This is a genomic window from Microcoleus sp. Pol10D4 (assembly GCF_036701555.1).
Lineage (GTDB): Bacteria > Cyanobacteriota > Cyanobacteriia > Cyanobacteriales > Microcoleaceae > Microcoleus.
On record NZ_JAUBRA010000027.1, the window covers coordinates 1 to 12,208 of the forward strand.

The following is a 12,208-nucleotide window of genomic DNA, read 5'->3' on the forward strand; positions in this document are numbered from 1 at the left end:
GAGCCGTGTGATGGGAAACTATCAAGCACGGTTTTGGAGAGCGGCGACTCTCGTGAGGGAGTCGCCGACTTTAATTTCTTAGACCGAGATTTTCTGCCAGTGAAAGTTGGTGAAAAACCTGACAATTGGCAACCATCAGGTAAAAGAATCAAAAGAGGTTTGTACCGTTCGGCGAGCGGATTAATACTGAATGCAGATGTAAATGGTGCTGCCAATATCATCCGAAAATCAAATGTAGCCATAGACTCAATTGTTGAGCGAGTGGGTAGTGGCTTGCTGACAAACCCTTTAAGAATCAAACTTTGGGTGGATTCATCCCCCAAAGTTTGTCCTTAAGAATCCCCGTGTCTTCAGACCGGGGAGTGTCAAAATCAAACTTAGGGTAAAATATCCTAGCAGTTTTTAGAGCAGTTTTTAATGGTGTAAGCAAGTAGGAGCGATCGACAATGTGGAGTGGGGAACAAACAACCGCAGAATCACCGACAAAACAATCCCGTCAGACGTTGCTGTGGGACGGTGACGGGGGACTTTGCCAGCGGGCTTGGGTAGAAATCGATTTAGCAGCTTTAACTCACAATATAAAACAGCTTAAAAAGCTCTTATCTACCCACACAGAACTGATGGCAGTTGTGAAAGCCGATGCTTACGGACACGGTGCTGTTGCAGTCAGTCAAACAGCATTGCAAGCAGGTGCTAGTTGGCTGGGAGTGGCGACAATTCCCGAAGGAATAGAATTGCGAGAAGCTGGGATAGAAGCGCCGATTTTGCTGTTGGGGGCGACGCATACAGCCCAACAGGTAAAGGCGATCGCCCATTGGCACTTGCAGCCCACTATTTGTACTGTCAAACAAGCCCTAATTTTTTCAGAAGTTCTCGCAGGCATTAACCAATCTTTGTCAGTTCACGCTAAGTTAGATACGGGAATGTCTCGCTTGGGTACACCCTGGCAGGAAGCTACAGAATTTGTGCAATTAGTCAAGCGGTTGCCCAATTTAAAATTAGCCAGCATTTACTCTCACTTGGCGACAGCAGATAGTCCCGACCCCGCAGTTATGAGAGAGCAGCACCAGCGGTTTCAACAGGCGATCGAGCAAATTAAAATAGCAGGAATTAACCCCCCTCGCCTGCACTTGGCAAACTCTGCTGCCGCCCTCGCTGACCCGGATTTGCACTACGATTTAGTGCGAGTCGGTTTAGCTACCTACGGTCTTTATCCAGCACCTCACTTACAGTCGAGATCCAATTTGAAGCCCGCAATGCAGGTAAAAGCTAGAGTAACCCAGGTGAAAACAATTGAAGCAGGAACCGGCGTCAGTTATGGCTATCAATTTATAGCTCAGCGGCCGACACAGATTGCTGTAATTGGTATCGGCTATGCAGATGGTATTCCGCGCAATCTTTCTAATAAAATGCAGGTTTTAGTTAGAGGTCAATTCGTGCGGCAAGTGGGAGCCGTGACGATGGATCAGTTAATGCTGGATGTAACTGATATTCCCGATTTAGAAGTCGGGGAAGTGGTGACGCTGTTGGGCAAAGATGGGGAATATCAAATTAGTGCAGACGATTGGGCCGCGACTTTAGGAACTATTTCCTGGGAGATTCTCTGCAGTTTTAAACACCGATTGCCCCGCGTAGCAGTACACTATTAACAATAGTCCGGCAGGGGTTTAAACCCCTGCCTCATAGCAAAAGTCGGTTAAAACCGACTCAAGAGTTTGAAGGAGAAAATTATCGACTTTAGTCCTCTTTTAGAGGACTTTAGCGATGAGACAGGGGTCTTCAACCCCTGTCGGACTCTGGGAGTGAGCGATAAGACTAAGACTGCGTTTACCAATGCCCAATGCCCAATTCCCAATTCCCAATTCCCAATTCCCAATTCCCAATTCCCAATTGATATGACAGTTATTCAGACGTTTTTACCAATAGCCCAAACCTTTTATTCCCAGCTAAATGCAGAAAGAACACAAGCCTTGGAACTAGCCCAAGAATTCTCTAAAAAATTCGTAGAATTGGGGTTTAAAATTGTACCTCAACTGCTGTGGGCGATCGGCATTTTGTTAATTACGCGATTTGCGATCGACTTTGCCGGCCGCGTGACTCGCCGAGCACTGAGTCGCACCGAAGCCACGCTGCGGAAATTCTTAGTTCAAGCTGCTGAAATTACGATTTTGGTAGTGGGAGTAGTCGCCGCTTTGAGTCAGTTGGGAATTCAAACTACCAGTGTGGTGGCGGTGGTGGGTGCCGCGGGTTTGGCCATTGGTTTGGCGTGGCAAAATACTTTGTCGCACTTTGCTGCTGGGGTAATGTTGATTAGTTTGCGCCCCTTTGAAGTCGGAGATGGGATTGAAGCTGCGGATGTTAAAGGAGTGGTGGACAGCATCGGGATTTTTTCCACAACCGTCGTGACAGACGATCGCATAAAAATTATTGTCCCGAACAATCAGTTGTTTAACGGTACACTGAAAAATACAACGGCAATGGGAACGAGGCGAGTAGACTTGAAGATTGATATTGGCGATCGGCCGATCCGTCCAACTGTAGCTGAGTTATTAGAAATTGCCCACTCTCACCCGCTGGTGTTGGAGAATCCGCCCCCGACTTGTTTGGTAGCCGAGATTACTCCCGATACAACTATTTTATCTCTCCGACCTTGGTGCGCGTCGGTGGCATATGAACAAGTGCGATCGCAAGTTCAACAATACGTCAAAGAGGCAATGGATGCCGACAAAGATCAAGAACAATAGATAGAAATCTCAAATCTCAAATCTCAAATCTAGCCGAGGTATTTCCCATGAGTAAGTGGTATCCGCAGCAAATTTTGCAAGAACCCGGTGTCAGAATCACCGCCACCGAAAAACAAACAATTCTCAGCAAATTTCCGCCTCCAGACGAAAACGGTGACATCTATGCCGACGGGGTTTTTGAAGGCGGCGGCGTGCGCGGAGTTGCGTTTTTAGGAGCACTCAGATGCTGTAGCGATTTGGGCATCCAGTGGCGAAAATTGGCCGGCACTTCGGCAGGTGCAATTACTGCCGCAGTATTGGCAACCGACTTGTCAATTGATGATTTAGAGGAAATTTTAGGACAGCTCGATTACAGCATATTTTTAACTAAAAAAAATAGTCCTCTAATTTTAAACGGCGACCCGGCCGACGACTTGCAATCTCCTGCTTGGACTCTACTTTTCTTAACAGTTAGCCGTCAGATGGGAGAATATTCGGCGCAGCCGTTCCGGCAGTGGCTGGAAGCAATGCTCGGTCGAGGTAACTTGCACACTTTTGCCGATGTCAAACAAATCGTAAAAGAGCGGGAATTAAAAGTAGTAGTATCCAACCTCTCTCGCGGTGAAATGTTGGTGCTGCCCGACGACTTACACCGACGCGAATCGACTGATTCCGATCCTTTGTACGAGCAGTTGCGACTCCAAAGTGCTGAACATTTTAGTGTTGCAGAAGCCGTTCGGTTGTCGATGAGTATTCCGTTATTTTTTGAACCGGGAAAACTCGGCGATGACTTAATTGTAGATGGAGGAATTTTGAGCAATTTCCCCCTGTGGATTTATGACAAACAATCCGTCGGTTCGACTCCTGCGGCGCCGCGCTGGTTTACCTTTGGGTTTCGATTAGTCGATACCGGAATTGAGACTAAAGTTAATATTGATACTCCGCTGTCGATGCTGGCGGCGATGTTCAGAACGATGATGAAAGCAAGAGACCGCTATCACCAGCGGGAAATGGATAAGGGCAGGGTGATTAATATTGATGTGACTGAAGCTGGGGTGACAACGACGGACTTTAATCTCGATGGCGATCGCAAGGCTCACCTGTACCGCTTGGGGTATTTGTATACTAAGAGGTTCTTTTTGAGTTCCAATTTTAGTTGGGAAAAGCACTTGAAGGCTAGGGGCTTTGGGGAGTAGGTTTCGAGTCTGGAGTTGGGCCAGAGGCGGATATTAGGGAAAATCTGCCTCTGGCCTGCGACGGAAAGTATACAGAGTAAGGGATTGAGGAATTTTTCAATTAGGGGTTGGCAAGAAGAGGATGTGTGTGCTATAGTTAGTTACTGTCATCTTGGAGAGGTGGCTGAGTGGTCGAAAGCGGCAGATTGCTAATCTGTTAAGGGTGTTAACATCCTTCGAGGGTTCAAATCCCTCCCTCTCCGTTCTATTCGAGATATATCTAGGGAAACGGCATTTCCGTGTCCGTATGTGTCAACAAGCGCCTTAAACCCTCAGTCCGGCAGCGGTTGAAACCCTTGGCGGTCTTTCACGTTAAGTTGAAACTCAGGGACGCGCCATTACCGTTTCCCTACCGGGCTGCAAAACAAAACTCTTGAAGTTTAAAACGTATAGCAACCGCGCCCGGCGGCGCCGGACGCAAGCCGTAGGACATCCTCGATTGTATCTCGTAAGCAATCAAACTTATCTAGCTGTTTACGAATTCGACTTTTTAGCCAAGACTTTTCTTTGTTCAATTGTGTTCAAATCAGGCGAGTACGGCGGTAAATACAACAGTCTACACCCTACACTTTGAATCAATTCCTCAATTCGACCACCTTTATGAAACGTGGCATTGTCCATCACTACCACCTGTCCTGCCAAAAGTGTTGACAGTAAACTTGTTTAAGGCCAAATTTCAAAAACTGTTCGATTACACACTCCAACGACGGTAAAAGGAGCGAGCAATTTTTGGTTACAATTAGCAGCAATCATCTTTACCCTACCCTCACGCCGAGAAAGATTTCAGTGCATGAAACCGTTGCCCCTGTTGGTTCCAACCATAATCATACTGGTCTCTATTCTCCATGCCAGATTCATTAAGATAAACAATCTGAGCCGCGGGAATGGCACACAATTCGGCTACAAAAGCCTGCCGTTTGACTTCCAGAGCCTTCTTGGAATGCCGTAAGTCTTTTTTTCGAGTAAAACCAATTTTTTTCAAAGCTCGCGAGATCGTGCGTGAGCTAATTTCTCCATCTCAAAGTGAGATCATTTCCACCGCTCGTTTTATTCTCATGAATCTTGGTTTTCCCCACGAAAATGCTCAAGCGTCAGTGATTTTATGGCCATTACCCGGAGGCTAATTCGGTAAAGCTAGAAAGTCTCTTGTTTGCTCTTGTCGCTTCAGCCATAGGGCAATCATGTTGCGACTAATGTTGAAGAGTTGACGGGCGTCCATAATTTTTAAGCCATCAAGCTTTATAGCTTGAATGACTTTCTGGCGTAGCTCGCAGTTGTAGGGTTGAGGCATGAGGTGCGCGATCGCTCCGCAACAAAAGAGACTATTCTCACTTTACGCCATAACCGACGAAAGCGGTTGCCATAGTAACTCCTCACTCGTTGGGGAAACTAATTGAATGGGAAAACCCGGATAGCCTGTATGGTGACTGTCCGGGTTTTTCTGTCTTCATTCGTTGAGGGAAAGTTATACGATGACGCTAGAGAGTTTGTGATGGGTGCAACTAAGGCCAAGAAATCGCATATTGCGATGGTCTGTAGTGGTTCCAAGTCATAGAGGGGAAAATTTGAGCTTCCCAGGTACTTGAGTTGTGACTTTTTGGAATAAAACATCTCCCCAAAACCAGCCGAAGTTATTGACGGCAGCTGTATAAAAAGAAATGACTCTATAGTTATAGGGATGTAGGTAATTCAGAATTTCTACAAAATCTCCATGAGGATCTAGATTCTCTGCCTGATAAAAGCTACATTCTGCTAGGATGTAGTCAATCTTACCCTCCTTCAGAAGTTTTTCAGCTCCTTTGAGGACATTGATCTCAAAACCTTCAGTATCAACCTTGAGTAAATTAATAGACTGAATATCTTTCTGCAAGCAGAAACGATCAACTGTGTCAATATTTACAGTCACCATTTCTTCTTCAGTATCGGAGGCTTTTTTTTGTCTCCGATTGACAAGAAGAGTGTTAGTTTCACATAAAGGAGTCGTCAGAATTTCCGCCTGCCCAGCTTGCTCCCCAAAAGCGATATTGACTGGCTTAACATTCGCAAAAGGTTTCATCCGCTCAGTTAGTAAGTCAAACGTTCTAGGAATAGGCTCAAATGAATAGATCGTGCTATCAGGAAAGTGTTGAGTTATTAGCTTAGCTGTCTGTCCAACATTAGCACCTACATCAAAGACAGTCTCTAAACTTTTGTCCTGGAGGAAATATTTTATATCGTAATGCCAATAAACCCCAAAAGGGATATCTTTTTGAGCCTCTAACAAACCTATTTTACGCAATCCCTTTTGAAGCAGTTTGGTTAACATAAGCTCTTTTTCCCAGTCCCAAATTTTCTATCTTATCAATTATTACACAATTCTTTTACAAAAGTAACCCAGCCGGGATCATCTCATATTTGTAAAAACACTTCTTCTGGCTCATTCCTTCTGACTCTTTCCTCGCAGCCTCGAACCTCGCAGCAAGAGAGCCTCAAAACTCCAATTTCTAGCTTGGCTGCTTTCATTGAAATCCTCCCAACCCAGCCTCACTCTGCAACTCACACACCCTCACCCTGTACCATAAGGTGATCGCCTAACTTTTCCTAAATAGTTTCCAGGTCGGGACGAAACGAAACTACTATCGAGCTATGCACATAGCACGAATGACAAAACTAAGCCATAATCGATCCATTCACACAATTCGATTGAACGTAAAAAGTTAGATGGCAGTGAACCCAAAATCCCTTAACAACCTTTTACCTGGTGGCAACCACAAAAATGCTGTAAGGGTGACGTTGGCACTTAGCCCTTTAAAAGTAGAGTTTTTAAAAGCACAGGGCAACATGAGTGAGGCTTTAGCTTGAATGACTTTCTGGCGTAGCTCGTAGCTGTAGGGTTGAGGCATGAGGTGCGCTCGCTCCGCAACAAAAGAGACTATTCTCACTTTAGGCCATAACCGACGAAAGCGGTTGCTATACTATTCGAGATGTAGGTAGGGACACGGCATTGCCGTGTCCCTACGAGTTTCAATACTGTATTTAAATCAATCTAGCCCAATAATCAACTACTAAATCTAATTAAGTGCTTTCATCGCTTCGACAAATTGCCGCGAGATAAAAGGCAAAATCTCTTCATTCTTGCTATTCTCTTTCCCCTCGGTAAATACAACTAACAAATACGGCCGCAAACCGGATATTTCAATATAAGCAGCATCGTGACGCACTTGGCTTGTCAGTCCGGCTTTTGACCACAATTTTGCTGATTCTGGCAATCCGCCACCCAAAAAACCTGTAACTTGATTTTCGGGATCTGCCTCTAATTCTGCTGGGTCTAAAGTGCGTTTCATTAAACCCATCATTTCTTGCGATGCTTGGGCAGAAACAGCTACGCCGCCGATTATACTGTGCAGCAAACGCGCTGCAGCATTTGTGGTCAGCATATTTCTATTTTCCATTAATTCTCCCAGACAAGCTCGCTCGCGACCATAGGGGCCGTCACACCAGGTTTTCTGATTGACGTTAATATTTTGTAATTCCGGCCAATCTAAGGATTGAAAGTAACGGTTGACGATGTTTCGCTGCTGTTTCCAACTTTCAAAGGGGCCTGGTGATAATTCTGGGCCACTGGTGGTGCCGGTTAGGGCGTCTACTACTAAACTGGTGGCGTCGTTGCTGGAATCAACTATCATATCTCGGACGGCGCGTTCTAATTCTGGCGATGTTTGAATCATGCCTTTTTGCGCCCATTCCCAGATGGCAACGAGGTAGAATAATTTGACGATGCTGGCGGGATAAATTCGTTCGGAAGCTCTAGCGCTAAAACCTCGCGGTTGATATTTCCAAAATTCTTCTGGACTCAGGGCGCCGCCTGTATTGACTCGCACCGGCGGATCGTAGACTATCCAGGTAATGGCTGTACGATCGCCACTTAATCCTGTAAATTCTGACAATGTGGAGTCTATAATGCTACTGCCGAGGTTTTCTAATTGTTCGTCTTTGTGAAAAAATGTCATAGTTAATGGCTGACGGTTAACGGTTAACGGCTAGCAGCTAATGGCAATCTCTTATCGTTAAATGCGAACAATAAATGCGAACAATTAACAGCAAACAATGAGCAATTAGCAATGGCCAATTATCAATTATCTGATGTTGTGGAGTACCGAGCGCGATCGCACATAAATATTTACGATTCCCCAAAGTGCGATCGATTGGCAACTCAAGCAGCGCTGGGGCGGCATTTGCGAGTAGTTGACCCCCCCCTTCATAAGGAGGGGAGAAATGGCATAGACTCGGTTGTTGAGGGGGATACAACGGCTGTAATGGTGCGGCTGTGCGAAGATGATTATCCGGGATGGCTGGATATTCGAGATGTTGAGTTGCTCGATTTGGCAGAAACAGTGTATCATCCTCTGGTGGTTTCTGAGGCCCAAATCCAGGAAAAATTACCATTTGTAATTACTTTCGCTCGCGAGTCTATGAACCAATCCAATTATTATCTTTGGGGCGGCACAGTCGGGCCAAATTATGATTGTTCGGGCTTAATGCAGGCGGCGTTCGTGGCTGCGGGAATCTGGTTGCCGAGGGATGCTTATCAGCAGGAAGCTTTTACTAAACCTATTAGTATTAGTGCTTTAGAACCGGGGGATTTAGTATTTTTTGGTACGCCCGAAAAAGCCACTCATGTAGGATTATATCTCGGAGATAATCGCTACATTCACAGTTCTGGACAAGCACAAGGTCGCAACGGTATCGGTATCGATGTTTTGTCGGATGATGGCGATCGAGTCAGTCAAGCTTATTACCAGCAATTGCGGGGATATGGTAAAGTTGTGGCAAGTTATCAACCTAGTTAGTTGTTGACGGTTGACTGTTGACGGTTGACTGTTAATATTATCGAATAAAAAAATGGACGCTGCATTATTTTTGGAAAAATTGGCTGCACAGCAGGCTGGCTCTGAGGTTGTTCTCGACGTTTCAGTGGTGGTGCCGGTGTATAATGAGGTGGAAAGTTTGCCTCATTTGATTGAGGCGATCGCCTCTTCTATCCAACCATCTGGACTCAGCTATCAAATTATTTGTGTAGATGACGGTTCTAAGGACGGTTCTGCTGAACTTCTCCAGCAGTTAGCCAGCACTCGCGATGACCTTTGTGCTGTAATTTTGCGCCGCAATTACGGGCAAACTGCTGCCATGTCTGCAGGTTTCGATCGCGCTCGCGGCCGTGCTATTGTTACCCTAGACGGCGATTTGCAAAATGACCCTGCTGATATTCCGCTATTGTTGGCAAAGTTAGATGAAGGCTACGATTTAGTTAGCGGCTGGCGCAAAAATAGGCAAGACAATACTATTAGCCGGTTGATTCCTTCTAAAATTGCGAACTGGTTAATTGGTCGCGTTACAGGCGTAACTTTGCACGACTACGGCTGTTCTTTGAAGGCTTATAAATCCGAGTTGGTAGCAGACTTGAATCTCTACGGGGAATTGCACCGCTTTTTGCCAGCGTTGGCATTTATTGAAGGGGCGAGAATTGCAGAACTGCCGGTGCGACATCACGCCCGCCGTTTCGGTCAAAGTAAGTACGGAATTTGGCGGACTTTTCGGGTGTTGATGGATTTGTTAACTATTTCTTTTATGAAAAAGTTCCTGACTCGACCGATGCACGTTTTTGGACTTTTGGGACTGAGTTCTATGACGTTGGGAACGGTTTTAGGGATTTATTTGACCGTCTTAAAATTTGCTTTTGGTCAAAGTATTGGCAATCGTCCTTTGCTGATTTTGGCTGTGGTTTTGCTGTTAACTGGCGTGCAGTTATTTTGTTTTGGTTTGCTGGCGGAAGTGATGATGCGGACTTATCACGAGTCGCAGGGAAAACCGATTTATCGGGTGCGCGAGGTGTTTGGTTCTAAGTAAGATACCAATTAGACTCGGCGATTGAAATCGATCCTAGCCTACCAAAGTTCTATCCGAGGGAAACTAGAAAAATAGGAAAAGTTTTGAGTTTTAAGTTAAATAATTCGTAACTCAAAACTCAAAACTCAAAACTACTTTCTAACTCATTACTTTTTGAGCTTGTCGGAGAGATTGAATAGTTGCGATCGCGTGTTCGGCGACTGCATCTATTTCTGCTTCGGTATTGAATCGGCCAATACCGAACCGAATTGAAGCATAAGCTAATTTGTCCGATCGCCCGATCGCTGCTAAAACATGAGATGGAGATATTTTCGCCGAAGTGCAAGCAGATCCCGAAGAAACTGCCGCCGCCGGTTGCAAACCCAACATCAATGCTTGACCGTCAACGCCGCCTACACTAATATTGAGATTCCCCGGCAATCTCTTCGTAGCGTGACCGTTGAGAAAAACATCGCCCAATTCACTCAAATTTTCCCACAAACGCTGCCGCAAATTAACCACTCGTTCTGTTTCCGACGGCATTTCTGCAATTGCCAATTCTACTGCTTTGGCAAACCCAACTATTTGCGGTGGGTAGAGAGTTCCAGATCGCATTCCCCGTTCGTGCCCTCCTCCGTGCATTTGCGGCGCTAGCTGCACTCTCGGTTTGTTGCGGCGCACGTAGAGAGCACCGATCCCTTTTGGCCCGTAGATTTTGTGGGCTGTCAAGGACATTAGATCGATATTCATCTCCTCTACGTCGAGGGGAATTTTGCCGATCGCCTGTGCCGCATCTGTGTGAAAAATAATGTCATTTCCGCGACAAATTGCAGCAATTTCTGCGATCGGCTGGATGACACCAATTTCGTTGTTAGCCGTCATCACTGAAACTAAAATTGTCTCGGCCCGAATCGCTTTGATCAAATCGCCTATATCAATCAGCCCGTCGCTTTTCACCGGTAAAACAGTAATGTCAAACCCCAATTTTTGCAAATAGGTACAGGGGTCGAGAATTGCATTGTGTTCGGTTTTTACTGTGATAATGTGCTTTCCTTTACTGAAATAAGCTTCGGCGATGCCTTTGATCGCTAAGTTATTTGCTTCGCTGGCACCGCTGGTAAAAACAATTTCTTCTGGCGAGGCGTTGATCGCTTCTGCTATGATTTGTCGTGACTGTTTTACCGCTGCTTCTGCTTCCCAGCCGTAGACGTGATTGATACTGGCTGCGTTGCCGAATTGTTCGGTGAAATACGGCAGCATCGCATCAAGTACCCGTTGATCTACGGGGGTTGTGGCGTGGTTGTCGAGGTATATAGGACGTGCGGACATAGTGCAGTTTTGGGTGAAAAAAGTGTTAGGTTTATTGTAGACGAGCCCCTTGTTCTACTACAAAACTTTATAATTAACAAATATTTGTAAAGATTTATGCGAGCTGACATTCAGGGATTAGAAATTACTCTCGGTGAGCTCAAGCACCTCACCGGCGCGGGGCCCGATCGCGTATACCGGCCGCCGACAGCGACTAAGTTTGCCCGCGAAGCTTTGAAAACTGTCGGTTTAATTGTTTTGGTTCTCATCAGTTGTTGGCTACTGGTTGCGATATTTCCTAGAGCTTATTTGTTGTGGTTCGCTCTCCACTTGGTTGCGATAGTCGGTTTAATCCTTGAGGATGCGTGGAAAATTCGATGCAGTCGGCAAAACAAAGATTTAATCAATCTTTTTGATGATGTCGATCGCTATAATGGTATAATCGAAGCGATCGCCATTAATGATCAGATAGAAGATGCTGGAAATGCGGAAGTCAAAATCGGCGATCGAGCAAAAGTTATTGAAGCCTTGCAGCTAATCAGAGACGATTTAGTTCGAGCTTTGAAAACCGAAAGAATTCTCAGAGAAAACAAAAAATTTGTCGATACTAACTCCGAATTGTTTGCCAATAATTTGAGAACTTTGAATGCCCTGCAAATTAGCGATCGAGCCAGCGAACAAGGGCGATTGCTCAACGAAGCTTTGCAGGTAGCCGTGGGAGTTCAAGCAGAAATGAAAAAGTTGCAAGCTCGAAACGCTGCTAATTTTAAAAAGGGCAAAACTTAGTAGCGTATACGGCTGCGTGCACCTCTTACCCAGTAGCAATATGCAGCTTACTGAACCGAGCGAACTCAAACACATTCTCCAAATTAGGAGTTATGATAATTGTGAAAAAAATATCATAATTATTGTAAATTTTTACCTGTTACGTAACAGGTAAGGATATCTTGGAAAGGTGACGTTAACAACCAGGTCATATCATTTCCGGTTACACCGGAATGATGTTGACTGTTGACGGTTGACTGTTGACGCCGTGAACAGTGAACAGTGAACAGTCAACAGTGAACTCGAATTTAC

General features: G+C 45.4%; 10 protein-coding genes, 1 tRNA gene and 2 pseudogenes. 8 read left to right on the forward strand and 5 right to left on the reverse strand.

Translation table 11 applies throughout. The annotated features are described in order from the left end of the window. From QUA36_RS15290 to QUA36_RS15310, 5 genes and pseudogenes are all read left to right on the forward strand, one after another. Positions 1-336 (forward strand): annotated as a pseudogene (locus QUA36_RS15290) (hypothetical protein); the annotation flags it as partial. Positions 337-446: 110 nt separating this feature from the next. After that, positions 447-1,649, forward strand: a complete 1,203-nt coding sequence (alr, locus tag QUA36_RS15295; protein WP_333458274.1) for an alanine racemase — start codon at positions 447-449, stop codon at positions 1,647-1,649. Positions 1,650-1,802: 153 nt separating this feature from the next. Next, positions 1,803-2,744: a mechanosensitive ion channel family protein gene (locus QUA36_RS15300; protein ID WP_333458275.1), complete on the forward strand. Its 942-nt coding sequence runs from the start codon at positions 1,803-1,805 to the stop codon at positions 2,742-2,744. A gap of 47 nt (positions 2,745-2,791) precedes the next feature. After that, positions 2,792-3,919, forward strand: coding sequence for a patatin-like phospholipase family protein (locus QUA36_RS15305; RefSeq protein ID WP_333458276.1), 1,128 nt, complete (start codon positions 2,792-2,794; stop codon positions 3,917-3,919). Positions 3,920-4,072: 153 nt separating this feature from the next. Beyond that, positions 4,073-4,161, forward strand: a tRNA-Ser gene (locus QUA36_RS15310). A gap of 177 nt (positions 4,162-4,338) precedes the next feature. Here the strand turns inward: QUA36_RS15310 and QUA36_RS15315 are convergent. The 4 genes and pseudogenes from QUA36_RS15315 to QUA36_RS15330 all read right to left on the reverse strand — a co-directional run bounded on the left by QUA36_RS15315 (position 4,339) and on the right by QUA36_RS15330 (position 7,947). Beyond that, positions 4,339-5,249 (reverse strand): annotated as a pseudogene (locus tag QUA36_RS15315) (IS630 family transposase). A gap of 258 nt (positions 5,250-5,507) precedes the next feature. After that, positions 5,508-6,263, reverse strand: coding sequence for an FkbM family methyltransferase (locus tag QUA36_RS15320; RefSeq protein WP_333458277.1), 756 nt, complete (start codon positions 6,261-6,263; stop codon positions 5,508-5,510). Positions 6,264-6,654: 391 nt separating this feature from the next. Then, a complete protein-coding gene (locus tag QUA36_RS15325) occupies positions 6,655-6,840 on the reverse strand; it encodes a hypothetical protein (protein WP_333458278.1) in 186 nt (61 codons plus the stop codon). Between the two features lie 168 nt (positions 6,841-7,008). Then, a complete protein-coding gene (locus QUA36_RS15330; RefSeq protein ID WP_333458279.1) occupies positions 7,009-7,947 on the reverse strand; it encodes a serine hydrolase in 939 nt (312 codons plus the stop codon). A gap of 111 nt (positions 7,948-8,058) precedes the next feature. Here QUA36_RS15330 and QUA36_RS15335 point away from each other — a divergent pair, with 111 nt between their 5' ends. Beyond that, complete coding sequence (locus QUA36_RS15335) at positions 8,059-8,787, forward strand: C40 family peptidase (RefSeq protein WP_333458280.1); 729 nt, start codon at positions 8,059-8,061, stop codon at positions 8,785-8,787. A 52-nt stretch (positions 8,788-8,839) separates the two neighbouring features. Continuing rightward, positions 8,840-9,844: a glycosyltransferase family 2 protein gene (locus QUA36_RS15340; RefSeq protein WP_333158587.1), complete on the forward strand. Its 1,005-nt coding sequence runs from the start codon at positions 8,840-8,842 to the stop codon at positions 9,842-9,844. Between the two features lie 138 nt (positions 9,845-9,982). On the opposite strand, the gene QUA36_RS15345 is transcribed toward QUA36_RS15340, so the two are convergent. After that, complete coding sequence (locus QUA36_RS15345; RefSeq protein WP_333458281.1) at positions 9,983-11,152, reverse strand: IscS subfamily cysteine desulfurase; 1,170 nt, start codon at positions 11,150-11,152, stop codon at positions 9,983-9,985. A gap of 96 nt (positions 11,153-11,248) precedes the next feature. Between QUA36_RS15345 and QUA36_RS15350 the strand changes: the two genes are divergently transcribed. Next, positions 11,249-11,917, forward strand: a complete 669-nt coding sequence (locus tag QUA36_RS15350) for a hypothetical protein (protein WP_333158584.1) — start codon at positions 11,249-11,251, stop codon at positions 11,915-11,917. The last annotated feature ends 291 nt before the right edge of the window (positions 11,918-12,208 follow it).

Coding starts and splice junctions, on each gene's coding strand:
- QUA36_RS15330 (WP_333458279.1), bottom strand. CDS start 7,947: ATGACATTTTTTCACAAAGACGAACAATTAGAAAACCTCGGCAGTAGC.
- QUA36_RS15320 (WP_333458277.1), bottom strand. CDS start 6,263: ATGTTAACCAAACTGCTTCAAAAGGGATTGCGTAAAATAGGTTTGTTA.
- QUA36_RS15350 (WP_333158584.1), top strand. CDS start 11,249: ATGCGAGCTGACATTCAGGGATTAGAAATTACTCTCGGTGAGCTCAAG.
- QUA36_RS15325 (WP_333458278.1), bottom strand. CDS start 6,840: ATGCCTCAACCCTACAGCTACGAGCTACGCCAGAAAGTCATTCAAGCT.
- QUA36_RS15335 (WP_333458280.1), top strand. CDS start 8,059: ATGGCCAATTATCAATTATCTGATGTTGTGGAGTACCGAGCGCGATCG.
- QUA36_RS15305 (WP_333458276.1), top strand. CDS start 2,792: ATGAGTAAGTGGTATCCGCAGCAAATTTTGCAAGAACCCGGTGTCAGA.
- QUA36_RS15345 (WP_333458281.1), bottom strand. CDS start 11,152: ATGTCCGCACGTCCTATATACCTCGACAACCACGCCACAACCCCCGTA.
- alr (WP_333458274.1), top strand. CDS start 447: ATGTGGAGTGGGGAACAAACAACCGCAGAATCACCGACAAAACAATCC.
- QUA36_RS15340 (WP_333158587.1), top strand. CDS start 8,840: ATGGACGCTGCATTATTTTTGGAAAAATTGGCTGCACAGCAGGCTGGC.